The organism is Streptomyces lincolnensis (assembly GCF_021173675.1).
GTDB classification, from domain to species: domain Bacteria; phylum Actinomycetota; class Actinomycetes; order Streptomycetales; family Streptomycetaceae; genus Streptomyces; species Streptomyces lincolnensis_B.
The window spans coordinates 717,071-740,763 of sequence record NZ_JAIHON010000003.1 but is presented as its reverse complement, the minus strand read 5'-3'; the positions used below and the strand labels follow the sequence as shown (position 1 = coordinate 740,763).

The 23,693-nt window shown below is 71.4% G+C and carries 22 protein-coding genes; 12 read left to right on the top strand and 10 right to left on the bottom strand.

The annotated features are described in order from the left end of the window. Positions 1–2 precede the first annotated feature (2 nt). From K4B79_RS10505 to K4B79_RS10470, 8 genes are read left to right on the top strand one after another with little or no spacing between them, the layout of a single operon-like run. Entirely contained in the window at positions 3–932 is a 930-nt protein-coding gene (locus tag K4B79_RS10505; RefSeq protein WP_232026182.1) for an ABC transporter permease, read from the top strand. A gap of 3 nt (positions 933–935) precedes the next feature. Continuing rightward, the gene (locus K4B79_RS10500; RefSeq protein WP_232026181.1) at positions 936–1,838 is read left to right on the top strand and encodes an ABC transporter permease; all 903 of its coding nucleotides are present in this window, start codon (positions 936–938) and stop codon (positions 1,836–1,838) included. Next, positions 1,835–2,707, top strand: coding sequence for an ABC transporter ATP-binding protein (locus K4B79_RS10495; protein WP_232026180.1), 873 nt, complete (start codon positions 1,835–1,837; stop codon positions 2,705–2,707). The genes K4B79_RS10500 and K4B79_RS10495 overlap by 4 nt, the downstream gene beginning before the upstream one ends. Further along, entirely contained in the window at positions 2,704–3,528 is an 825-nt protein-coding gene (locus K4B79_RS10490; protein ID WP_232026179.1) for an ATP-binding cassette domain-containing protein, read from the top strand. Before K4B79_RS10495 ends, K4B79_RS10490 begins: the two co-directional genes overlap by 4 nt. Beyond that, a complete protein-coding gene (locus K4B79_RS10485) occupies positions 3,525–4,505 on the top strand; it encodes an aldo/keto reductase (RefSeq protein WP_232026178.1) in 981 nt (326 codons plus the stop codon). Before K4B79_RS10490 ends, K4B79_RS10485 begins: the two co-directional genes overlap by 4 nt. Positions 4,506–4,524: 19 nt before the next feature. Then, positions 4,525–5,301, top strand: a complete 777-nt coding sequence (locus K4B79_RS10480; RefSeq protein WP_232026177.1) for an HpcH/HpaI aldolase family protein — start codon at positions 4,525–4,527, stop codon at positions 5,299–5,301. 48 nt (positions 5,302–5,349) lie between these two features. Then, positions 5,350–6,582 (top strand): sialidase family protein, encoded by a 1,233-nt coding sequence (locus K4B79_RS10475; RefSeq protein WP_232026176.1) that lies wholly within the window; start codon positions 5,350–5,352, stop codon positions 6,580–6,582. After that, a complete protein-coding gene (locus K4B79_RS10470; protein WP_232026175.1) occupies positions 6,572–7,270 on the top strand; it encodes an SDR family NAD(P)-dependent oxidoreductase in 699 nt (232 codons plus the stop codon). The genes K4B79_RS10475 and K4B79_RS10470 overlap by 11 nt, the downstream gene beginning before the upstream one ends. A 112-nt stretch (positions 7,271–7,382) precedes the next feature. Here the strand turns inward: K4B79_RS10470 and K4B79_RS10465 are convergent, their stop codons facing one another. Next, the gene (locus tag K4B79_RS10465) at positions 7,383–7,985 is read right to left on the bottom strand and encodes a hypothetical protein (protein ID WP_232026174.1); all 603 of its coding nucleotides are present in this window, start codon (positions 7,983–7,985) and stop codon (positions 7,383–7,385) included. 185 nt (positions 7,986–8,170) lie between these two features. On the opposite strand from K4B79_RS10465, the gene K4B79_RS10460 reads away from it, so the two are divergent. Then, complete coding sequence (locus K4B79_RS10460) at positions 8,171–8,440, top strand: hypothetical protein (protein WP_232026173.1); 270 nt, start codon at positions 8,171–8,173, stop codon at positions 8,438–8,440. 122 nt (positions 8,441–8,562) lie between these two features. Here the strand turns inward: K4B79_RS10460 and K4B79_RS10455 are convergent, their stop codons facing one another. The 4 genes from K4B79_RS10455 to K4B79_RS10440 form a co-directional block, all read right to left on the bottom strand. Beyond that, positions 8,563–11,496: a hypothetical protein gene (locus K4B79_RS10455; RefSeq protein ID WP_232026172.1), complete on the bottom strand. Its 2,934-nt coding sequence runs from the start codon at positions 11,494–11,496 to the stop codon at positions 8,563–8,565. Positions 11,497–11,498: 2 nt separating this feature from the next. Next, the gene (locus K4B79_RS10450; protein WP_232026171.1) at positions 11,499–13,337 is read right to left on the bottom strand and encodes an HSP90 family protein; all 1,839 of its coding nucleotides are present in this window, start codon (positions 13,335–13,337) and stop codon (positions 11,499–11,501) included. Between the two features lie 104 nt (positions 13,338–13,441). Beyond that, positions 13,442–14,434 (bottom strand): hypothetical protein, encoded by a 993-nt coding sequence (locus K4B79_RS10445; RefSeq protein WP_232026170.1) that lies wholly within the window; start codon positions 14,432–14,434, stop codon positions 13,442–13,444. A gap of 223 nt (positions 14,435–14,657) precedes the next feature. Continuing rightward, positions 14,658–15,296: a class I SAM-dependent methyltransferase gene (locus K4B79_RS10440; RefSeq protein WP_445276257.1), complete on the bottom strand. Its 639-nt coding sequence runs from the start codon at positions 15,294–15,296 to the stop codon at positions 14,658–14,660. An 863-nt stretch (positions 15,297–16,159) separates the two neighbouring features. On the opposite strand from K4B79_RS10440, the gene K4B79_RS10435 reads away from it, so the two are divergent. From K4B79_RS10435 to K4B79_RS10425, 3 genes are read left to right on the top strand one after another with little or no spacing between them, the layout of a single operon-like run. Continuing rightward, positions 16,160–17,398, top strand: a complete 1,239-nt coding sequence (locus K4B79_RS10435; RefSeq protein ID WP_232026169.1) for a sensor histidine kinase — start codon at positions 16,160–16,162, stop codon at positions 17,396–17,398. Then, positions 17,395–18,561 (top strand): hypothetical protein, encoded by a 1,167-nt coding sequence (locus K4B79_RS10430; RefSeq protein WP_232026168.1) that lies wholly within the window; start codon positions 17,395–17,397, stop codon positions 18,559–18,561. The genes K4B79_RS10435 and K4B79_RS10430 overlap by 4 nt, the downstream gene beginning before the upstream one ends. After that, the gene (locus tag K4B79_RS10425; RefSeq protein WP_232026167.1) at positions 18,489–19,181 is read left to right on the top strand and encodes a response regulator transcription factor; all 693 of its coding nucleotides are present in this window, start codon (positions 18,489–18,491) and stop codon (positions 19,179–19,181) included. The genes K4B79_RS10430 and K4B79_RS10425 overlap by 73 nt, the downstream gene beginning before the upstream one ends. Positions 19,182–19,206: 25 nt before the next feature. On the opposite strand, the gene K4B79_RS10420 is transcribed toward K4B79_RS10425, so the two are convergent. The 5 genes from K4B79_RS10420 to K4B79_RS10400 all read right to left on the bottom strand — a co-directional run bounded on the left by K4B79_RS10420 (position 19,207) and on the right by K4B79_RS10400 (position 23,549). Beyond that, a complete protein-coding gene (locus K4B79_RS10420; RefSeq protein ID WP_232026166.1) occupies positions 19,207–20,061 on the bottom strand; it encodes an ABC transporter permease in 855 nt (284 codons plus the stop codon). 34 nt (positions 20,062–20,095) lie between these two features. Beyond that, the gene (locus K4B79_RS10415; RefSeq protein WP_232026165.1) at positions 20,096–21,031 is read right to left on the bottom strand and encodes an ATP-binding cassette domain-containing protein; all 936 of its coding nucleotides are present in this window, start codon (positions 21,029–21,031) and stop codon (positions 20,096–20,098) included. Then, positions 21,028–21,348: a lasso peptide biosynthesis B2 protein gene (locus tag K4B79_RS10410; protein WP_374208452.1), complete on the bottom strand. Its 321-nt coding sequence runs from the start codon at positions 21,346–21,348 to the stop codon at positions 21,028–21,030. Before K4B79_RS10410 ends, K4B79_RS10415 begins: the two co-directional genes overlap by 4 nt. Before the next feature lie 101 nt (positions 21,349–21,449). Continuing rightward, positions 21,450–21,707 carry a lasso peptide biosynthesis PqqD family chaperone gene (locus K4B79_RS10405; RefSeq protein ID WP_232026164.1) on the bottom strand — a complete coding sequence of 86 codons (258 nt, stop codon included), beginning with the start codon at positions 21,705–21,707 and terminating at the stop codon, positions 21,450–21,452. A gap of 9 nt (positions 21,708–21,716) precedes the next feature. After that, positions 21,717–23,549: an asparagine synthase-related protein gene (locus K4B79_RS10400; RefSeq protein WP_232026163.1), complete on the bottom strand. Its 1,833-nt coding sequence runs from the start codon at positions 23,547–23,549 to the stop codon at positions 21,717–21,719. Between the last annotated feature and the right edge of the window lie 144 nt (positions 23,550–23,693).

Genomic DNA, 23,693 nt, shown 5'->3' with positions numbered 1-23,693 from the left:
CCGTGCCGACCTACCTCCTCCGCCGCGTCGGCCAGAGCCTGCTGGCGATCTTCCTCACCCTGACCACGGTCTTCCTGCTGGTCCGCCTCGCGCCGGGCGACCCGGCCGCCGCCTACGCCGCGCCGACCGCGAGCAGCGCCGAACTCGACCGTATCCGCGCGCAGTTCGGCCTCGACGAGCCGCTGATCAACCAGTACGGGATCTTCCTGCGCGACCTGTTCACCGGGAATCTCGGCACCAGCTACTCCTTCCATGCCCCGGCCTTCGACGTGGTCATGGACCGGATGCCGTACACGATCACTCTCGCCGTCGCGGCGATCACCGTCACCACCGTCGTCGCCGTGCCGCTCGGCGTGTGGATGGCCCGACGGGCCGACACCAAACGGGAACTCGGGGCCAACGTGCTGACCATCACCGGCCAGTCGATGCCCGACTTCTGGACCGGCGTGATGCTGCTGACCCTGTTCGCCGTGCTGCTGCCGGTGCTGCCCGCCTCCGGGTTCACCACGTGGAGCGGACTGGTCCTGCCGACCGTGACCGTCGCGGTCCTCCAACTCGCCCTGGTGTCCCGGCTGGTGCGGCGCGAGATGGTCACCGCGCTCGCCGCCCCGTACACCACGATCGCCCGCTCCCGCGGTGTCTCCGAGCGGGCCCTGACCTGGAGCTACGGCCTGAGGAACTCCGCCGTGCCCCTGGTGACCGCCCTGGGGACACGCTTCGCCGCCCTGCTCAACGGTGTCGTGGTCGTGGAGGTCGTCTTCGGCTGGCCCGGCGTCGGCTCGCTCGTCGTCCGCGCCCTCGCCACCCGCGACTACCCGCTCATCCAGGCCACCGTCCTGGTCACCGCCACTCTCGCCATCCTCGTCCAACTACTCGTCGACCTCGCCTACCCGCTGCTCGATCCGCGGGTACGACTCGGAAAGGCGGCCTGACCCATGACCGGTACGGTTGTCGGCCCCGAGCGGCCGAGCGCGGTCACCGCGCGCGACCTGGCCCGGGCCACCGCGACCCGGCAGCGGCGCGGCGCGCGCTTCAAGATCTGGGCCGGCGCCCTGTGCACCGCCCTCGTCGTGCTGCCGGTGGCCCTCGCCGGCCTGCTGCCCCTGCCCGACGCCAACGCGCAGGACCTGTCGCAGCGCCGCCTGCCGCCCCTCAGCGGCGGCCACCTGTTCGGCACCGACCAGCTCGGCCGCGATCTCCTCTCCCGCATCCTCCACGGCGGACAGGTGTCCCTGTCCGTCGGCGTCCTGGCCGTCCTGGTCTCCGGGCTGATCGGCATGGCCGCCGGAGCCGCGGCCGGGTTCTTCGGCGGCTGGGTCGACGCCCTCGTCTCCCGCTTCCTGGAAGCGCAACTGGCCCTGCCGCTGCTGATGATGCTGCTCCTCGTGGTCGCCCTGTTCGGGCCCTCGATCACCGTGATCACCTGCGTGATCGCCGTCGCCCAGTGGCCGGAGGTGGCACGGCTGACCCGCTCCCTGGTCCTGGTCGAGCGGGAGAAACCCTACGTCGCCGCGGCCCGGGTGCTGGGACTGCGCGGCTGGACCGTGCTGGCCCGCCACGTCGTGCCCAACGTCGTGCGCCCGGTGAGCCTCGTCGTCCTGCTCCTGATCGCCCAGGCCGTCCTGCTGGAGAGCGCGCTCAGTTTCCTCGGGGCCGGACCCCAGCGGCCGTTCGCGACCTGGGGCCGGATCATCTCCGACGGCCAGGCCTACATCACCACCTCGTGGTGGCTGGTCACGCTGCCCGGACTGGTGATCGCCCTGCTGGTGGTCGGCGTCAATCTGCTCGGCGACGGCCTGCGGGACCGCACGCGCCGCCGGAAGGGAGCACGCGCATGACCGGGCAATCGCCTCTGCTCGACGTACGGAACCTGCAGATCGAACTCATCACCGCACACGGTGTCGTACGGGCCGTCGACGGCGTGAGCTTCACCGTCGGCCACGGTGAGACCGTGACGCTCATCGGCGAGTCGGGCTCCGGCAAGTCGACCACGGCGATGGGCATCCTGCGGCTGCTGCCCGAGGGCCTCGCCGTACTGTCCGGCAGTGTCCGCATCGCCGGACGGGACGTCGTGGCCGATCCGGCCGCCGCGCGCGGTGTGCGCGGGCGCACGGTGTCGCTGATCCCGCAGGACCCGATGACCGCGCTCAGCCCGGTCCACACCATCGGCCGGCAACTCGGCGGCGCGATCCGGCTGCGCCGACCCGGACTGTCGCGCGCCCAGGCCCGGGAGAAGGGCACCGAGCTCCTCGCCCAGGTGCGCATCAGCAAGCCCGAGACCCACTGGAAGACCTACCCGCACCAGCTCTCCGGCGGCATGCTGCAGCGCGTCCTCATCGCCATCGCGCTGGCCGCGGAGCCCGAACTCCTCGTCGCCGACGAACCCACCTCCGCGCTGGACGCCACCGTCCAGGCGAGCGTGCTCGACCTGCTGATGGAGCTCCAGGAACGCACCGGCATCGGCATGCTGATGATCACCCACGACCTGGGCGTGGCCCGACTCGTCTCCGACCGCATCCACGTCATGAAGGACGGCCGGTTCGTGGAGTCGGGGCCCGCCGACCGGATCGTCGAGCGGCCCGCCGAGCCGTACACCCGCGCCCTCCTCGCCGCCGTACCCCGCCTGGGTGCCTGGGACGAGGGCGAACCCGCCGTCCGGGAGGCGGCCTCATCACCGGCTCGACCGCCCGGGGAGGAGCCCCGATGACCGAAGAGCACCCCCTGCTGTCCGTCGAGGACCTCGTCGTCGAGTATCCGACGGCGGACGGCCCGTTCCGCGCCGTCGACCGCGTCGGCTTCCAACTGCGGCGGGGCGGTTCGCTCGCCGTGGTCGGCGAGTCCGGCTGCGGCAAGTCCACGCTCGCCCGCGCTCTCGTCCGGCTGCTCAAGCCGCTCTCGGGCCGCATCGTGCTGGACGGCACGGACATCGCCACCCTGCCGGAGCGCAGGCTACGCCCGCTGCGCCGACGCGTGCAGATGGTGTTCCAGGATCCCTACGGCTCCCTGGACCCCCATCTGACCGCGCAGCAGATCGTCGCCGAGCCGCTGCGCCTGGCGGGCGGGTCCGACCGGGCCGAACGCGCCCGACGCGCCGCCGAGTTGATCGACCAGGTCGGTCTGCCCTCCTCCGCGCTGCACCGCCGCCCGGCCGACTTCTCCGGCGGCCAGCGCCAGCGCATCGGCATCGCCCGCGCGCTCGCCTCCCGCCCCGATCTGCTGGTGTGCGACGAGGCGACCTCCGCGCTCGACGTCTCCGTCCAGGCCCAAGTGCTCTCCCTGCTCAGGGAATTGCAGGAGGAGACCGGCATCGCCTACCTCGTCATCGCGCACCACCTCGGCGTGGTGCGCGAGATCAGTACCGACGTCGTGGTGATGCGGGCCGGCCGCACCGTCGAGACCGGCCGGACCGCGGACGTACTCGCCTCCCCCACCGACCCCTACACCCGCGCCCTGCGCCGCGCCGCCCTCGACCCCACCGCGATGCGCGGCCTGAAGCCCCGCCACGTCCTGGAAGGAACCCCCTCGTGACCACCGGCATCACCCTGCCGAACACCCGACTGCCGCTGTCCCGGCTGGTGCTCGGCACCATGACCTTCGGTGACACCGTCGACCGCGACACGGCCGCCGCCATGCTCGACATGGCCCTGGACGCCGGCGTCACCGGCGTCGACACCGCCAACGGGTACGCGGGCGGGGAGAGCGAGCGGCTGCTCGGCGAGCTGCTCCCGGGCCGCCGCGACCGGATCGTACTGGCCACCAAGGCCGGGATTCCCCACCCCGACCAGGGCGAGCACCACCCCCTGTCGCCCGCCGGGCTGCGCGCCGCCCTGGACGGCAGCCTCAAGCGCCTGGGCACCGACCGCGTCGACCTCTTCTACCTTCATCAGCCGGACCGCGCGACCCCGCTCGCCGACACCCTCGCCACCGTGGCCGAGTTCGCCGCCGAGGGGAAGATCGGCGCCCTGGGCGTGTCGAACTACGCCGCCTGGCAGATCTCCGAACTCGTGCGCACCGCCGACGAGGTGGGCGCGCCCCGCCCCGTCGTGGCCCAGCAGCTCCACAACCTCCTCGCCCGCCGCATCGAGGAGGAGTACACCGAGTACGCGTCGACGACGAAGCTGCGCACCATGGTGTACAACCCCCTGGGCGGCGGGCTTCTGAGCGGCCGTCACCACTTCGGGTCCCTGCCGGACTCCGGCCGGTTCGGCGATTCGCGTCTGGCCGCGATGTACCGCGAACGCTACTGGGACGAGGACCTGTTCACCGCCGTCTCGGAACTGACCACGGTGGCGGACACGGCCGGCATCCCCCTCACGGAACTGGCGCTGCGCTGGCTGCTGGACCGCCCGTCCACCGACGCGCTGCTCCTGGGCGGCTCGAAGACCGCCCACCTGGCCGCCAACCTCGCCGCCGCCGCGAAGGGCCCCCTGCCCGCCGACGTCACCGCGGCCTGCGACGCCATCGGTGCCCGGCTGCGCGGCCCGATGCCCGCCTACAACCGCTGACCGCGCCCCGGAGGTTCCGTTGCCCCACTCCCGCACCCCCGCCGAGTTCACCGCGGACCTGCGCGCCCGTCGCCGCCTGATCGGCTACTGGTCGCTCATCGACTCACCGGTCGCCGCCGAACGGCTGGCCCGGCTCGGCTACGACTACCTTGCCTTCGACGCCCAGCACGGACTGTTCGGCTACCAGGGCATGCTGAACAACCTGCTCGCCACCGACACCAAGGGCTCCACCGCCGTCGGCGCCGTACGGGTGGAGGCCAACGAACCCACGTGCATCGGCCGCGCCCTGGACGCCGGCGCCACCGCCGTGATCGTCCCCCTGGTGAACACCGCCGCCGACGCCGCACGCGCGGTCGCCTCGGTGCGCTACCCGCCCCTGGGCATCCGGTCCTACGGCCCGATGCGCGCCCAGCTGCGCATCGGGCCCGACCCCGCGGACACCCACGACGCCATCGCCGTACTGGCGATGATCGAGACCGCCGACGGCCTCGGACACGTCGAGGAGATCTGCGCCGTCCCCGGGCTGGACGGCATCTACGTGGGCCCGTCCGACCTGCGCCTCGCCATCGGCGGCCGGACCGCCGGCGACCCCGCGGTACAGAACGACTTCGAGACCGCCCTGGAACGCGTCCGCAAGGCGGCCGAGACCGCCGGGATCGCCGCCGGCATCCACACCCCCGACGGCGACAACGCCGCCCGCAGGCTGGCCGAGGGATTCACCTTCGCCTCCGTCGCCTCGGACATCGTCCACCTCCAGCAGATCGCCGCACAGCATCTCCGTACCGCACAGGGCTGACCGGCAGCCGTCCCCCGTCTCCCCCACCCGAGGAATCCCGTGAGCCCCGTGCACGAATCCCAGGCCACCGCACCCCGGCCGAGCCCCCCTCCCCCACCGAGCCCCGACGGCGTGGTCAGGTCCCGGACCGACGACCCGGCACGCCACGAGGCGTTCCTGCCCGCGCCCGCCGTGCAGAACCACGCGGCCAACCTCGCCCTGCTGCCCGACGGGGATCTGGCGTGCGTGTGGTTCGGCGGCACGCAGGAGGGTGTGTCGGACATCCGCGTCTGGTTCTCGCGCCTGGACGCCGCCGCCGACCGCTGGTCGGACCCCGTCCCGCTCTCCGACGACGACACCCGCTCCGAGCAGAACCCCCTGCTGTTCACCACACCGCACGGCGAGGTGTGGCTCCTGCACACCGCCCAGAAAGCAGGCAACCAGGACACCGCGGAGGTACGCGTGCGTATCTCGACGGACTCGGCCCGCACCTGGTCGCCGCCGCGCACCCTGTTCCCCGCGGACGGCACGAGCGGCGTCTTCGTCCGCCAGCCGGTCGTCGTCCTGGACTCGGGCCGCTGGCTGCTGCCGGTGTTCCGCTGCGTGAGCACCCCCGGGCGCAGATGGAGCGGCGACCACGACACCAGCTCGGTCATGATCAGCGACGACGAGGGACGGACATGGCGGGAGCGGCCGGTGCCGGACAGCGAGGGCGCCGTCCACATGAACGTCCGGCCCCTCGCCGACGGCACGCTGCTCGCCCTCTTCCGCAGCCGCCGCGCGGACCACGTCCTGACCGCCCGCTCCTCCGACGGCGGAGTGACCTGGACCCCTCCCGCCCCCGGCACCCTGCCCAACAACAACTCGTCCATCCAGTACGTCCGCCTGACCGACGGCCGCCTGGCACTCGCCCACAACAACAGCAGCGCCGCCGACGCCACAGCACGACGACTCTCCCTGTACGACGAGATCGACGACGACGGGCTGGCCGCGACCCCGGCGGCGCCGCCGCAAGACAGTGCGCCGAAGGAGACACCGGGCAGCGCGTTCTGGGGCGCGCCGCGCGCCCCCATGACCCTCTCCCTCTCCCCGGACGGCGGTGCCACCTGGCCCGTCAGCCGCGACCTGGAGACCGGAGACGGCCACTGCCTGACCAACAACTCCCGGGACCGACTCAACCGCGAGTTCTCCTACCCGTCGATCCTGCAGACGTCCGACGGCACACTGCACCTCGCCTACACCTACTGGCGCCAGGCGATCAAGTACGTCCGCGTCCGGCCGGACTGGGCCCGTGACGGCTGACCCCCTCGCGGTGACGGCCCGGCATGCCCTGGTCACCGGCGTGAGTTCGGGCATCGGCGCGGCCATCACAGCCCGGCTGCTGGACGACGGATGGAAAGTGACCGGCATGAGCAGAACGCCGCCGGCCTCCCGCCCGGGGCTCCAGTGGCTGCCGGCGGACCTGAGCCGCCCGCAGCTGCTGTCCGACACACTGCGGGCCACCACCTCGCTCGACGCGGTCGTGCATGCCGCCGGACTCCAGCGCACCGCCCCCCTCGGCCGGCTCTCCGCGGACGACGGCGCACTGATGTGGCAGGTTCACGTACAAGCGGCCTGCGTCCTGGTGGACTCGCTCGTCGACCGCCTGCGCGACGGCGGCCGGATCGTCCTGATCGGCAGCCGCACGATGGCGGGCGTACCGGGCAAGAGCCAGTACGCGGCATCCAAGGCGGCCCTCTCGGCGCTCGCCCGGTCGTGGGCGGCGGAACTGGCCCCACGACGCGTGACGGTGAACGTGGTGGCGCCCGGACCGACCGACACCCCGATGCTCCACGACCCCGGGCGCGCCCGCACTCCCCCCGTGGCGCCCCCGTTGGGACGCCTGGTCGACCCGACGGAGATCGCCGGCCTGACCGCCTTCCTGCTGGGCCCGGACGGCCGGTCCGTCACCGGTCAGACCTGGGTCGTCTGCGGCGGTGCGTCACTGTGACCGATCCCGTGGACAAGCCGTCGCACACATCCACAACCTCGCCCTCGGGTCATGACCAGAGGACTGCCTCCACGGGCCCTGACCGCCCGAACACGGCCTTCTGCAACACGCTCTAGTCCCCCAGGTTCTCTGGCGGCACGGTGGCTGTCACTGCCGCGGGCAGTCGACCATTCAGGATTTCCTCGCGTGGCAGTGACAGCCCGAAGTGCTGCTGCAAGGCAGTCAGGGTCGCGCGCAGCGAGTCGAAGTCCTCACTCAGGTCATCGTCGAGGAGTCCGGCTGCTTCGAAGGCCGGGAGCAGGAACGCCATGCCCTCGTCCGGGGTGTCGCCGATGTCGCAGCGACCGACCGTTTGGCCGTCACGGTGGTACCAGCACTCCCTGGGCGGGTCGTCCGGCTTCGGGGTCAGGTGCAAGACTTCGACTCCGCCCGCGGAGACATCGGGGTGAGCCCACCAAGCCTTGGAGGGCCAGCCCTGCTCCATCGCATATGACCAACCCGCGCATTCACCGAAGCGGGCCACGCGGGCTGATTCGCGGTCGTTGAACGTCAGCCGCTCGGCCTCGCCGAAGGTGATCGGGGCGAGCACTTCTCCGGGCCGGGCACCGAGCCGGCCAACGAGCTCGCCTGGCCTGATGCCGCGTGCGAAGGTGACGAACAGGATGGGGGCGTCTCCACGCCAGGCGTCAGCGAGCCACGTGATGCCGTCGCTCAATGCTTCTCCAACTCTTACGGGTCGGCCGGGGCGGGAGGGCGCGGCCGCCCGCCCCAGCCTGTGTGGAGTCCTACCAGCCGGTCACAGCCCCGGGCCCCGAGGAGAACGTTCCGGAGAACGGATACATCGACTGTTGTTCTGGTAAGACATTGACGAGCGTGCGGCCTTGAGGTTGTTCCCGGTCGGTGGTCGTTGGCTGCAATCAGAGTCTCTGGGCCTGCCGCAGAGAGGGCGCCGGCTGGGCCGCCCGGCCCGGTGAGCATCGCCCCACGACCGCTCCGGCCCAGACCTTCACCGGCGAGACGCACCGCTGGTCACGGCCACTGCGCAGCAACAACCCGACCAACACCCCCGTGCGGCTTTCCGACGAGTATGTCGGCACCCTCTTCTTCGGCCACCGGGGGGCCGACGAATACACCTGGGCCGCGGACGCCCCTTCTGGCATGCCGGACTAGGAGCAACCACCGGCCCCGGTCAAGATCACAACCCGGGCAGCGGGCGTCTTGCCCACCTTTCCCGCCGACGATCCCTGACAGGGCAACACGAGCCGGCAGTTCTCCAGAACGGCACCCGCTCGCTACTGTTCGTCGCGCAGCCGGGCCGCCAGGGAGGTAAGGGGCTCGGTCTCCTCGGTGTGTCCCAGGGCGGTCAGGTGGGAGATTGCGGCGTCGAGGCGGGTGAGGGCCGGGGCGGGACGTTCCAGGTAGATGCCCTCCACGGCGCCAGCGAGGCGGACGCACTCGGCCCACTCGCCGGCGTCTTCGTCCCGGCCCGGCTCGCCGAGCAGGCCGAGTGCCTTGTCCAGGGCGGTCAGGGCGTCCTCGTACTCGCCCGCGTGGGCGTTGACCCGGCCGTGTTCATAGGCCAGGGCCGGGTCCAGGGCGCGGCCGTGGGCCTCGTAGCCGGCGGCGCGGGCCTCGTCGGCGATGCGGCCCGCGTCGGCCAGGAAGGCGAGCGCGCCGGGCAGGCCTTCGGGGCCCTGCTGCTGGGCCTGGAGGCGGGCGAGTTCGCGCAGTGAGTTGCTGAGTAGCTCGTAGCGCGCCTCCCGGGTGTGGGCGGCGAGTGCCTGGTCCGCGACTTTACGGGCGCGGTCGAACTCGCCGGACTCGCCGAGGAGTACGGCGGTCTCGGCGGCGATCATGGCGTGGCTGCCTGGGTCGTCGTCCCAGGCGGCGGACTCGGCCGCCAGGGTGACGAACTCCGTCGTCGCCGCCTTGAGGTCCTCCCCCGCGTGCAGGGCGCGGGCGCGAGTCAGGCGGAGTTGGGCGACGAGTCGGTCGTCCAGCTCTCCGGCGGTGACGTCGGGCTCGGTCAGCAGGGAGTCGAGGAGCGCGATGCAGTCCTCGATGCGGCCGAGGTCCAGGCTGAGCTGGGCGGCGTTGCTGTAGGTGCAGAACGCGTCCACCCGGCTGCCGCGGCGAAGGGCCACCTCCGCCGAGCGCGTGAGGTGCCGCAGTGCCTCGTCGGGGCGGCCCAGGTGCATGCATGCCTCGGCGAGGTCGCTGTGCAGGCGGGAGGTGTCGACGGTGTCGGACGGCCACTGGGCGGCCAGTCGCAGGGCCTCGGCGAGGTTGTCGTACGCGGCCTGCGCGTCCCGCAGACCGAACTGGAACCGGCCGCGCAGGCCGAGGGTACGGGGCAGGTGCCAGGCGGGGCCGTGCGCCCTGAGCCGGTCCAGCAGGGCGTCGATCTCGGTGACCGCGGCGGGCAGGTCGCCGGAGAGGGCGTGGGTGCTGGCCCGCAGCAGCAGGGTCCCGGAGACCTGCCCGGCGATGTCGTGCCGGGTGGCGAACGCGTGCAGGCGGTCCACCTCGGCGAACACCGTCGCGACCTGCTCCTTGTCGCCCGAGGCCTGCAGACGCAGGGCGAGCGCGGTCACCCGCAGCCGCAGCAGACGGGCCTCGAGGAACGGCGCGTGGCCGGGCGTGTCCTCGTGGAGGCGGACCATGGCCGCATGGACCTCGGCCAGTTCGGCGTCCTTCGCCTCGGCTCCGTCGGCGCCCTCCGCGGCGGGGATCTCCGCGGTCGCGAGCAGGGCGGAGGCACGGCAGACCGCCGCGTGGCCGGGCTCCCCCGCGTCCTCGTACAGGGCCGCTGCCTCCTCGTGGAGGGCCGCGGACTCCACGTACTCGTCCTTGTTGCCCGCCCGGTTCGCCTCTTCGGCCAGCAGGTCCGCGCGCAGCCGTACGAGCGGGCCGACGGCCGAGTCGTCGGGGTGGGCGTAGTCGCGGGCGGCGACGAGCGTGCGCAGCCGCTCCCAGCAGGCCGGTGCGTCCGGGTGCCCCTCCTCGTCCAACGCCCTTGCCCGCAGGATGAGTTGGGTCAGATCGTCGGGGACCGCGGCGGCCGGACGGGCCGCGGGCGCGGCGACCTGGGCGGTAGGGGCCACGTCGTCGAGGGCGCGGGTGCGCAGCGTCAGTTCCAGCGACTCCACGAGCGGGGCACGCTCCAGGCGGGCCCTGCGTCGGTCGGTGTGGGTCGTGGTGCCGTTGCGGGCGTCGAAGCGGGCGGCGAGGTCGTCGGCGCGGCCGCGCACCTCGGCGCGCAGCTCGGCCACCGTCCAGGTACGGCCCGCGTACCCGGCGGCGGGCAGTTCGCCGTGGCCGAGGAGTTCGACGCGCTGGAGCAGGACCTCCACCCCGGTGAGGAAGCCGTACTGGTCCAGCGGCGAGTCGACCTCCTCGAACAGGTTCCGGTTCTCGGCGAGCAGTTCCAGACCCCGTGCCTCGTTGCCGGTGAGCGCACAGAACTCCAGGTGCCGGCCGACCTCCTCGGACATCGAGGGGTTGCGACGGCAGGCGCGGTAGCCGGTGAGGTGCAGTTCGCGGGCCCGGTCGGCGCGGCCGGTGCGCAGTAGGGGCAGCAGCGCGTAGGAGGCGGAGCGCGCCGGCTCCTCCTTGCAGGACTCCTTCCCGGCCAGCACGGGCTCGAAGGCACGCAGGGCCCGCTCGTCGACACCCGCCCTGAGGTGGAACAGGGCGCGCTGGCAGATCTCGCAGGCCTCGCAGTCGCTGAGCCGGGTCCGGGTGCGGCCCGCCCACAACTCGTAGGCGAGGGCGGTGTCCTCACCGACATGGGCGGCGAGCTGGTACGCCTGTCCGTAGTACGGCTGGAGCCCGAGGTCGGCCTTCTCGTACCGCTCACGCATCTCCTGCAGCCACTGGCGCAGGCTGGTCAGCGGTATCTCGGGCAGCTGGCGCAGGGCGTGGGCCACCCACTTGAACCGCCAGAACAGCTGGTGGCGCAGCCGCTCGTCGAAGACGTCGGGCTGCTCGTCGAAGACTGTGAGCAGCCGGGCGAAGACGACCGGGGACTTCCGTGGTTCGGAGCCGTAGGTGTAGGCCTCCTGCAGTTCCAGGAGCGCGTGGACGAGGACGGCGGGGTCCTCGAACTGCTCGGCGGCGTCGACGAGTTCCTCGGCGGTGACGGTACGGGTCCGGCCGTACGGGCGCCGGTCGTTCTCCTGGAGCGCCTGGAACAGCTCGTCGGTGGTCTGGGGAGCGATAGGCATCGTCAGCTGTCCTTGCGGAGGGCGTGGGCGAGGAGGTCGAGGAAGGAGCGGTTGATGAGGCTCGACTCGGCGGGCCGCAGTGGGCGCCGGGAGAGCATCGCGGCCTGTCCGTAGAGGGCTTCGGCGCTGGTGCGGGCCAGTTCGGGCTCGTCGATGGCGACGGCGGTGCGGACCAGGGGGTTGAGCTGGTTGAGGATCAGCTGGGCCCGCGGGGCCTCCTGGCGCAGGGCACCGAGGATGTCGCCCCACAGGCCGCCCTCCTGCTCACGGGCGAGCTGGGAGCGGGTGCGCTCGTGCCGGGCCTCGCGGCTGTCGACGAGGAGGGCGGGGGCGGACGCGGGCTGGAAGGTGCGCAGGGCGACGTCGCAGTCGAAGACGGCCAGGGCGTCACGGGCCTGGGCGAGGTAGGCCGCGGCGGCCAGTTCCGTCTCCCGGTCGACGGGGTCGAGATGGGCGGTGAGGGTCGCCGGGTCGAGGTCGGCGACGCTGACCTCGGGCCTGATCTCGGGCAGCCGGTGGACCAACTGACGGTCGTAGGTGTAACCGCCGTTGACGACCCCGAGCCCGGCGGCCGAGGCGATCGCGGCGACCTGGCGGAACTCCTCCACGCTGGAGGTCACCAGCACGGTGCGGTGGGTGCGGGCGAACTCGTCCAGGGTGCAGTGCCCGTCGGTCGTCTCGAACGGCAGCCAGGGCAGCAGCATCCGCAGGATCTCGTCGTCGTGCACCGCGAGCGACTTCACGGCCAGGTGGTGGGCCTGGAGGAAGCGGCCGAGCAGGTCCGGGTCGCTGGCGGCGGCCCGGGCGATCCAGTCGCGCAGCCGCTCGGCGAGGGCGTCGCGGACCGCGGCGAGGGTGTCGTCCTCGTACAGGGCTTCACGGGACGCCGTCGGGCGCAGGCTGTCCGCGTCGACGACGCAGCGGACGAAGAACGCCCAGTCGGGCAGGATCTCCTCGGCCTGCTCGGACAGCAGCATGCCCTTGACGTGCACGCGGTGGCCGTGCCGGCGCCCGGTCGGCACCGCCTCCGGGAGCACGCAGGCGATGCCCTTCAGGCCGACGGCCGGGAGGTCCAGTTCGATGGTGTCCAACGGAGTGAATCCGAAGACCTCTTCGCCGTAGGCGGCCAGCGCGCGGGAGCGGGCTCCCGGGGTGGGGTAGGTACGCGACCAGGGCGCGGGCTCGGGGTTCACCGGTGCGCCCGCGCCTCCCGTGCCGTCGTCGAAGGTCACCGGGTGACGCAGCAGGGAGCCGAAGTGCCGGGCCAGCGCGTGCACTTGAGCCGGGCGGGTCCACTCCCCCGCGTCGGTTCGCGGCGTCAGCGTGACCGTGGTGCCGGGCCGGGGACGGGCGGAGGCGGGCAGGGTGCGGACGGTGTAGCTGCCGTCACCGCGGCCTCGCCACTCGACGGCGGGCGCGTCGGGGGTGCGAGCGGAGCGGCTGACGACGTGGATCTCGTCCGCGACCAGGAAGCACGACAGCAGTCCGATGCCGAACTGCCCGATGAAGTCGGCGCGTTGCTCGGCGACCTGCTCGGCGCGCTTGCTGCTGCGGCCGATCGTGGCGAGGAAGGTGTGCACATCGGCCTCGGTGAGACCGACGCCGTCGTCCTCGACCCGTACGACGGAGCCGTCGGCGTACAGGCGGATACCGAAGGCGCCGTGGGGCTCGATGGCGTGCCGTGCGGTGAGGGCGTCGACCGCGTTCTGCAGGAGTTCGCGCAGATAGACGCGGGGGCTGGAGTAGAGGTGGTGAGAGAGGAGGTCCACCAGGCCGCGCAGGTCGACCTGGAAGGTGCGGTCGGTGGCGGCATGGGCGGCGGTGTTGTCGCGCAGGGGCATGGGGTAGTCCGGGGTGAGGGCAACGGCAGGAGGGGGCGGTGGTCCGCGGGACCGGCCGTAGACGAAGACGGGCGGGACGGTGGTGGGACAGGGTGGAAGTCGGCTCAGAAGGCCTTGCGGAAGCGCGCGTACGCCTTCTCCGGGTCCGCCATGAAGGTCCACGGCCACCGGGTGATCACACCGTCCAGCTCACGGAAGACGTTGGACGCCTTGCTGCTGCCCGCCAGCGAGAGGGCCATGGCGAAGATGTTGTACTCGCCCTGCCAGCCCAGGCGACGCTCGTAGGCGTGGTGCAGGATGCTGCGCTCCGCGGCCTCTCTCAACTCGGTCCGGATGCGCGGCTGTTGCAGGCAGTCGCGGTTGTCGGACTCCACCCAGTCCTCGATGTGCGCCATGGCGACGGCACAGCCGAGCGGGTGTCCGTCGGGTGCGGCGGCGAAGGCCTTCCGGGCGTACTCCAGGGCCTGGCCCGGCTCTCCGCCCCAGCGGGGCTGCAGATGTGACACCCACTCCAGATGGATGTCGACATTCAGCGGATCACGGCGCAGGCCGGCCGCGAGCCGGGCTTCCTGGATGCTGTCGTCGACGGACATGCCGCGTCCCGAGGTGAGCAGATGGCGCCACGGTGTGACCCAGTCGGGCTGCAGTTCGGCGGCCTCGAGGAGATGCTCCTCGGCGATGCGCAGCCGCTCGTAGAAGGTCTGCCACTGCTCCCGGCTGACGTCCACGGCGAGGGCGGACGTGCGCGCCTCCCAGCCCCAGGAGACATGGCGCGCGCCCGATATCAACAGTGCGGTCGCCCGCAGCACCTTGTCGTCCCTGTCCTCCTCGGCGGCCCGGACGATCCACTCCTCCACACCGTCCACATCGGTCAGTTGCCCCAGAACCGCCTGCTCGCGGCCGAGGTCGAACGGCGCCAGCGCCGCCTTGACCTCCGCCCAGTCACCCGCGTCGGCCGCCTCGACCAGCGCGAGCACCCGCCTGTCCCCCAGCGCGCGCAACGCGTACGTCCCGTGCTTCCTCTTGCCCGCGACGGGAAGGGCATGCGGATGCGCCGCCGATCTCTCCGCACCTCTCCCGAACAACCTGCCCAGCATGCCGCGCCCTCCCCTGGTACCGCGTGATCGTGAGAGGCAGCATAAACGGCACCACTGACACCACTTCCACAGGGTTTTCACCTGGGCTCCACGGCGCCGTACGCTTTCCCATGCGCCGTCGTGGTCACGGTGGGGGAGTTCACGCAGCGCTTGTGTATCGGCGCGGGGGTCGGCGTCTTCGTGGAGCTGCGGACCTGTGAGGAGGCCTGTCCTGCCAGGGGCTTCACACCTGTCGGAGCCCGGGGACCCGCAGACCCGATCCGCGCCGGATCGAGTGGCTCAAGCCTTCTCGGCGCGGATCGAGTAGGTGAGGGGGATGCGCGGGGCGCCCTCGGGATGCCGGTAGATGTCGCCGTCGTGGCGCTCCAGCGACTGGCGTTGGAGGTAGAAGGTGTGACCGTGCTCGTGAAGAAACTGGATCCGTAGCCCGGCTCCAGTAGTCGCGTGTGACCGTACTCCCGGTCTCGTCGTTGAGGACGGAGCTGACGTAGACGATGTCGAAGGTCTCCCCCGCGACTGCCGAGACCGCGTCGTAGACGTCCGCGGTCAGGAAGCGTGCGTCGATGCCGAGTTCGGTGGCGAGTCGTGAAGCCGCCTCGATCGCAGGTGGGGAGAAGTCCAGCCCGGTGACCTGGGCTCCTCGTACCGCCCACGAGAGCGTGTCCCGGCCGAAGTGGCACTGCAGATGGATCAGACGCTTACCCCTGACGTCCCCCACCTCGGCCGTCTCGAAGTCCTTCAGCGAATCGGGCCGGGCGCGGAACCCCTCCATGTCGTAGAACGCCCCGCCCAGATGGATGGGCACCCGCTCGTCCCAGTACGCCTTGTTCAACTCCCGCCAGCGCCCTGCCAGATCACCCATGAATCCGGAAGATACGCGGAGGCGGAGCGGCCTCCTACGCCGTCGGACGCGCCAACCAACCACTGGTCCACGAGCAGCATTATGGGCACTCACGAAACCGTAGGTCAGAAGCCCTTGACCGTGGGTTCCAGCACCGCCACACACTCCACGTCACGCGTCATGGCAAACATGGATGTCCACAGCGCGTTCCGAACCGCTTCCTCTCGGTCCTGCGGCCGTATGAACGTGGTGTCCAGGACCGGGCTCATGACACGGACTCGCCTATACCCCGGCCGTAGCGGCGGCCTGGCCGCACCACCGCCCGTGCCCTCACAGCTCCCCCTCGAGATCGTCGGTCAAATAAGCTTGGCAGGAGCCTCCCTCGCTACGCAATGACTTCGCCGCGCGCACAGAAGCCTTGCCTCAGGCAGAGGTCGTCTTGGCGCTGTGCACAACTGACAAAGTTCACAGCACGTACGGCAAACCCTGAAACCCGCAATCGCCGTAAGGTTCTGGGGAGTCCGTCGCAGGGCCGGGCTGAAGATGAAAAATGCTTGACAATTTACGGATGGGCCCGCATTCATCGGACAAGAAGGCAGCGGGCGCCTGAGGGAAGATTTTCGGAGCCCGGGTTGCAGTACATGTCTCGTGAATTCCGGGAGGCGCTGGCAAATTTGGATATCAGACGGAGCGTCGCCCGAACCGTGAGTACTGATTCGACAATGCTGCGACATGAGCTTCTTCGCCGTCCCCAATGACGCGTCACACCGTACGAGGCGAGAACCCGCTGTCGACAATAACTCGGCCTTGCGGCATAAAACGGAAGGGTCAGGCCTCCTCGGGTCATTCAGGGGGTGACCAGCCCTCTTGGAGGCAATGGACTGATGTCCGAGCAACGCGAGCACGCCGAGCAGGTCTCGGCGTCGGTGCGGGGACGGCCCGCGGTGACAGCAACCGCCGGTCCCGCCACGCTGAGCCTGCAGCGTCAGGCCATGCTGGTCACCGTGGTACTGCGGACGTCCAGCGCGGCAGTGGCCGCAGTGGTCGCACTGCTGGGGGTGGCATCTGCGGAGAACCCCGTGTGGGTGCTGCTGTCCGTCGCCGGAATGCTGGTCTGGGCGGGCATTTTCGGCATCCGCACGCTTCGCGGAGGGCCGGTCTTCCGGTCCGGTGCCGGGGACGTCGTGCTCTGCGCCGTCCTTTGCCTGCTCCACAGCCAACTAGTCCCCGCCTCGGTGCTGACGGCATCCGCCGGATCCGGATGGGTCGACCTCATAGCCAGTGTCACCGTCCTCAACGCGCAGTGCTTCCTGCGCCAGCCCTACGGACTGCTCGCGACCGTCGTGATCGCCACGGCCTACACCATCGGCGCCCCGGGACTGCGGGAGGCGCCCGTGGTGCTCCTGCTCCAAGGCATCCTCAGCGCCGGAATGTTCATCCTGCTTCGCCGGGCAGCCCGGTCGGCGGACTCCACGCTGGCGGCAAAGGCCGAGGCCCGCGCGAACGACGTGGCCAGGGCGGCGGCCCGTGCGGACGAACGCGACCAGCAGCGGCGGCTGCACGACACCGTGCTCGCCACCCTCACCATGGTGAGCACGGGAGTGATCACCGAGCGTTCCGAGGTGCTGCGGCGCCGCGCCGTGGCCGACCTCCGCGTGATCCAGGATCTTGCGGCGGACACGGACGACACCGCGTACCAGGCCCGGACGACGAACCCCGGCGACACGACCACGCCCCTGGTCCCCCTGGACGCGGCGCTGCGCACTGCTGCCTTCGCGCCGAGGCCCGGACTGCCCGCGCTGACCGTGACGTTCGGAATCGTTCCGGTACTCCTGCCCCGCCCAGTCGTCACCGCGCTCGCCGACGCCGTCGGGGAGGCTCTGACGAACATCGTCCGGCACGCCGGCACCGCGGCGGCCCAAGTGCGCGCGCAGCCGGTCGGTGCCGGTGTGGTCGTGGACGTGCTCGACGAGGGACGCGGCTTCGATCCCGCTGCCGTGCCCGCTCATCGCAGGGGCCTGCGGGAGTCGATCACGGGGCGGATGGCAGCGGTGGGCGGCGGCGCGCGCATCGAGACGCGGCCGGGCGACGGGGTGCACGTCATGCTGCGGTGGCCCCGTTGAGGAGCGATACGGGCGCGCCCGCGGGCGACTGGGTCGCGGTCCGGTACTCCCAGGTGATCAACGTCGTGGTGGTGGTCATCGTTGCCGTCTGGCACTTCGGCTACGACTCGCTGATCCTGATCCGGGGCTGGTCGCAGTACGAGCCCGCGTGGGCGGCACTGTCCTCCTGGCTGGTGCTCTCCGTCGTCCAGTTGGTCGGCTCAGTCCTCCTGCTCCGCTCCGGACTACGTGGCCGTCTGGCCCCGTTACTGACGTCCGTCGCGCTACTGGCCGGCGTCGGCGCTGTCGCGACGTATCCGAGGGGCGGGGCGATCAGCGACGTCAGCTGGGCCGCCAACACGGTCGGATGGTTCGGTGTACTGCTCTTGATGCAGCGTCCGATGCACGAACTGGTCGCCCTGCTGGCCTGCACCATCGCGATGACGACGGTCGCGCTCGGGGCGAACGGCAACCTGGACACCCATGTGACCTGGTCCCGTCTGATCGCCCAGTCCTACACCACGGCTGGTATCCAGCTCGCCTTCGTCCTGCTCACCCGGGAGTTGCACCACGCCGCCCGGCTCACGATCGGCGCGGCGCGGGCGCAGGCCAACCGCATGGCACGAAGGGCGGCCGAGGAGGCCCGGCACGCCGAGCGGCGACGGCGCTACCGCTACCTGCGTGACCGGATCGCGCCGCTGCTGCACGACCTGGCCGAGGGCCGGGCGCATCCGGGGGACGACGCCGTGCAGCGGTCGAGCGCGATCGAGGCGACGCGGCTGCGAAGGCTTTTCGCCGAGACGGAGGACGCGGCCCATCCGCTGCTGCACGAGTTGCGCGCCTGCGCCGACATCGCCGAACGACGGGATGTGGACGTCACGTTCGTCTGCTACGGGGAACTGCCCGACGTCCCCGTGTCGGTGCGCAGGCAGCTGACCGAAGGCCCGCTCCTGGCTCTGGCGTCGGCGAAGGCCTCCGCCCGGGTCACCGTCGTCGTGACAGCCGGCGAGGTAGCGGTGAGCGTGGTGGCCGACGCCGCGGCGCCCGCAGCGCCGCGCGTGATCCGTTCCGCCGGCACATCGGTGCTGTTCGACGAGAAGGAGAACCTCCTATGGCTGGAATCCCGATGGCGCGTACCGGGACCGCGTTCGACGTCGGCATCGTCGACGACCACCCGGTCGTGATCGACGGTGTCCGGGCCTGGTTGGCCGAGGAGCCGAGCGTACGCGTCAGACACACCGGCGAAACCCCGGCGGACCTGCGCTCCGGCGCGGTGGACGTCCTGATCGTCGACCTCAACCTCAACGGGCGGCTTGTGCTGTCGGACATCGGCCAGCTAGCGGCCGAGGGCCAGCGGCTGGTCGTCTTCTCGCAATTGACCGACGAGTCGCTGGTGATGGACGTGCTGAGCATGGGCGTTGCCGGGTTCGTCACCAAGAGCGAGGGCCAGGCCCATCTGCTGCACGCGGTGCGCGCCGCCGCGGCAGACCGGCCCTACGTGCCGCCGACAACGGCCGGGGTTCTGGTGTCCGACCGCAATCCGATTGCCCCTCAGTTGTCCCAGCAGGAGCGGACGTCGCTGCTGTGGTGGTTCCAGTCCATGTCCAAGGCGTCGGTGGCACGGCGTATGGGCGTGTCCGTGCACACCGTGGACATGTACATCAAGCGGGCTCGGGTCAAGTACGCCCAGGCCGGTCGGTCCGCACCGACGAAGACCGACATGCTGGCCCGTGCGATCGAGGACGGCCTGGTCACCCCCGCCGAGCTGGCGTACTCCGCCGAGTGGACACCACCGCCTGCGTGAGGGCCGGTAGCTGAGACCGGACGGTCTAAACGGCGCGGGAGAAGCGGCGGGCCGCGAGTGCCAGGGCAGCGAGGCCGAGCACGCACATCACCAGCAGTTCGACGAGGAGCGGCGGCGCCCAGCCGCCCCATTCGGGCCCGGTCGGGAGCACGCTGCCCGGCGCGGTCCAGGCCACGGTCTGCCGCAGCGCGTCCACGGCGTAGGTCAGCGGGTTGACGAGCGTCAGCGCGCCCAGCCACACCGGCAGGCCCTCCACCGAGAACATCGCGCCCGACAGGAAGAACAGTGGCAGCATGGTCACACCGAGCGCGGACTGGAACGTCTCGATCCGGGTGATACGGACGGCCGCCAGGGTCACGAACGCGGTCAGAGTGAACGCCACCAGTGCCAGTTCCCCGAGCAGGGCGAGCAGCAGCAGCGGATCGTAGGGCAGGCCGGCCAGTCCGGCGAACGCGAGCAGCAGCCCGCTCTGCACCGTCGCCGTCGCCGTGCTGCCCAGGCACTTGCCGACCAGGACGGTATCCCGCCGGACCGGTGCAACCAGTACGGCACGCAGCAGCCCCGTCTCGCGGTCGCGCACGATGGACATCCCGGCGTTCAGCGCGGGCATCTGCACGGCCATCATCAAGATCCCCGGGTAGACGTACATCATGTAGTCCCCGGTGCCGGACGTGGACCCGACCATGGCGCTCAGCCCGGTCCCCAGCACAACGAAGTAGAGCAGCGGATTCAACAGCGTCAGCCCCGCCTGGGCGGGACTCGCGATCAACCGGGTCATCTCGCGTCGGACCAGTGCCCGCAGCGCGGCCAACTCGGCGGCGCGCCGGCCGGGCGGCCGCTCCGTGAGTCGGCCGGGGCGCTCCGCGGTGGACTCCAGCACGTCGGCTCCCTCCCTTTTCCTCTTGCTCGTCCCTCTACGGATTGCGCATGGAGCGGCCGGTGTAGTGCAGGAACACATCGTCCAGGCTGGGCCGCGCGACAGCCACCGACGTGACGCCCGTGGTCAGGTGGGCACACAGTCGCGGAACCCAGCCCGCCCCGTCCGCCGTCCTGACCCGCACACCGTCCGGCGTCGTCTCGGCGTCCAGGCCGAACCGCTCGCGGATGGACCGGACCGCGTTCTCATCGTCGCCCGTTCGCAGGTGCACGACATCCACGCCGATCGCCGACTTGAGTTCGTGAGGAGTCCCCTGCGCCACCAAACGGCCGTGGTCCATCACCGCGATCCGGTCGCAGTTCTCGGCCTCCTCCAGATAGTGCGTGGTCAGGAAGACGGTGACTGCGTCCTGCCGGCCCAGTTCGTGCAGTTTCTGCCAGACCTGGGCCCGGCTCTGCGGGTCGAGTCCGGTCGTCGGCTCGTCGAGGAACAGCACGCGCGGCCGGTGCATCAAGGCCCGCGCCACCTCCAGCCTGCGCTGCATGCCGCCGGAGTAGGTGCCGACCGGTGTGTCGCTCCGGTCGGCGAGGCCCACCATGTCGAGCAACGAGCGGGCCTGGGAGCGTACTTCGCGCCGCGGCATGCCGTGCAGGCGGGCGTGGAAGTACAAGTTCTGCCATCCCGTCAGGTCGCGGTCGGCGGTCGGCTCCTGGAAGACGACTCCGATCCTGCGCCTGACCTCGTCGGGACGGTGCGCAACATCAGCTCCGGCCACTGCCGCCCGCCCCGCGCTGGGGCGCAACAAGGTGGACAGCATGCTGATGGTGGTGGACTTACCCGCGCCGTTGGGGCCGAGGAAGCCGAACTTCTCCCCCTCCGCCACCGTCAGGTCCAGGCCGTGCACCGCCACGGTGTCGCCGTAGACGCGCCGGAGGCCGCGGGTGCGGATCGCCGCGTGTGCGAGGGCACTCACCGGCGCGGCGGTACGGTCATGATGACGTGGAAGGCGCGGACGTGCGCGGCGTCCTCGCCGACGGGCTCGCCGTTCACGGCCACCCAGGCGTGCGCCCCGAAGGGTTCGGTGACCACGCCGGTGCACCATTGGGGCCAGGTGCCGCCCAGTCGGCACAACAGAGCCGCCGCCACAGACCGTTGCAGACAGCGCGGGCCGGCGCAGGCAAGGCTCACGTACACCACCGCGTTACGTGCCCGCAGTGCCTGAGCCACGGTCGCGGGGCGTGCGCCCCGGCTCGCGAACGCCAGTACACGACGCAGCCTGGCCGGGGGCATCCGGGTCAGGACGCGTGCGGCTCCGGCAGCGAGTACAGCGGCGGGGCGCAGCAACCGGGGCGGAGGGTCGGCCGACTCGAGGCGCAAGGTGGTGCCGCCGCTCACGGGACGATCACCTTGGCCGTGCGCAGGGCGTCGAGCAGGCTCTCCACGTGTGCGGTGGCGAGGTTGGGAGCGTCAGGGTAGAGGCGCAGCAGCGTCTGGGCAGCCTCCTGCGGCGACTCGCCGTCCAGCAGACAGCGCAGCACGACGGCACCGGTGCCGTTCAGCATCCAGTAGCGGCCGTCGCGCTCGTCGAGCAGCACGGTGCCGTTCTCGGTGTCGGCGACGGACACCCCAGGAAGCAGGGCGAAGGTCATCACGCCTCCTTACGTGGTTCGGGACGAGGGCACGGTGGTGGTCGTGTCCGCAGGGTGCAGGGCCCGTAGCCACAACTCGCAGGCGAGGGTGGGGTCGAAGGGCATCAGTGGCCGGGTGTCGGCGTGGGTGGTGACCAGCAGACGGCGCAGGGCCGCCCCGTCGATCAGGCCCATGCGGGCCAGGTGCGTGTCCGCCGCGAAGTCGAGCAGCTCGCCGCGGCGTCGGCGCAGACCCGCGTACAGGGTAGGACTGGCATCGTCCTTACCGGTTCGGTGCAGAATCTCAGCCGGCACGACGCCGTCCAGTGCCCGCGCGAGCACGGGCTTGAGCCGGTTCGTGGCCACCCGGTCGGCCAGCCGCACGGACAGGACGGCCTCCAGCACCCGGTTGTCGGTGTAGGGGGCGTGGAACGTGACGCCCGCATGCCCTCCGATGCTCGAATTGCGGCGCATGACCGTGCCGTTGACCCGGTTGATCCAGATCATCTCGTGCTGCACCGGGAGCGCGGCCAGCGGCTCACGGCCCATCGCGATCGCCTCGCGCAGCAGACGGCGCACGCTCGACGCGGCGTCCGGGGTGATCCAGGGCGGCAGCTTCGCCGAGACCTCCCAGTACGCTCCCGAGCCCCAGGCCCGGTCCGCGGCTAGTTCGTCCGTCTCGGTGGCCAGCCATCGCCGGTAGGACGGCGCGGCCGCCATCGTGCGCACCGTCGTGGCGATCGACCAGCGGCGCTTGGACCGCATCGCGCGCAGGTGCGGCAGGGCGGCGGCCGGATCCCGCCGGAGCAGCCCGTGCAGGGCCATCGTGCCGGGGAGGAACAGCTCGTCGCCCCCGACGCCCTGGAGGTGACGCCGTGCGCCCAGGGAGGCGACGACGCCCGCCTGGTGCTCGACGGTGGCCCTGGACCGGACGAACATCAGCGGGCCCTCCCGGTCGTGCGGGGTGTGCTCGAACGGCGCATACCAGTCCGGCGTGTCCGCCGGCGGCACCACCACGTGGCGGGCCTGCGGCAGTGCGGCCGCTGCCCGGCGCGCATGGGCCAAATCCTCTCCCCGGCCGCCGTGCGCCTCGTAGTGCAGGGTGGCCAGGTCTGTGCCGACAGAGCGGTCGGCGACGAAACAGAGGCTCGTCGAGTCGAGCCCGCCGGAGAGGTCGGCGCTCACCACCTTCTGACCCGCGGTCCGCGCAGCGACGGCGTCGAACAGCGCTTCGCGGACGAAACCGCCGTCGCCCAGGGGCCGTTCGGGCTCGGGCGGCGTCCACCAGCGCCGGGTACGCCCGGCTCCGTCGCTGCCGATCTCCAGGCAGTGCCCGATGCGTGGGCTGCGCACGCCGCGCCACACCGAACCCTCGCTGAGCGGCTCGGGAGGTCCGAACGGGGACAGCAGTTCGAGCGCTACTCGTTCCATGTCGACGCTCACGCCGATGCGCAGCGCCAGGGTCTCGGCCCGGGAGGCCGCCAGCGTCACGCCGCCGACCCGCGCGTAGAAGACCTGGCACGCGGTGGACAGCGTGCCCTGGACCCGGACGTCGCCGTCGAACGAGGCCACGAGGTGGAAGCTGCCGGCGTACAGCCGACCGAGTTCGTCCAGGTCCGCCAGGGACCGGACCCGGCCCAGCCGGGCCTCCAGGACATCGGGTCGAACGGTCGTGCAGCCGAGCAGGGCCAACCGGCGAGGGCCGACGGAGGCGAACACGATCTCGTCGTCCGGCCAGTCGCCCACGAGCCAAGGTCGCCCGGAGTGGTGCTCGATCACCTTGGGATGCAACAGCCCGGAAGACAGCGCCGGTGCGAGGGCCGCGACGCCGGCCGAATGGTCGGGAAGTACCACGAATTCCATGCGTTTCCTCCACCGGAGTGCCAGAGTGGGGTGGCCCGACCGGCATGTGGCGTCGGTCGGGCCACCCCGAGGGGGAGTGACCGGGATGCGGTACGACCGGTTCGTCAAACTGCTGTTCCGGCGGTGCCGCCCGTGTCACTCGGC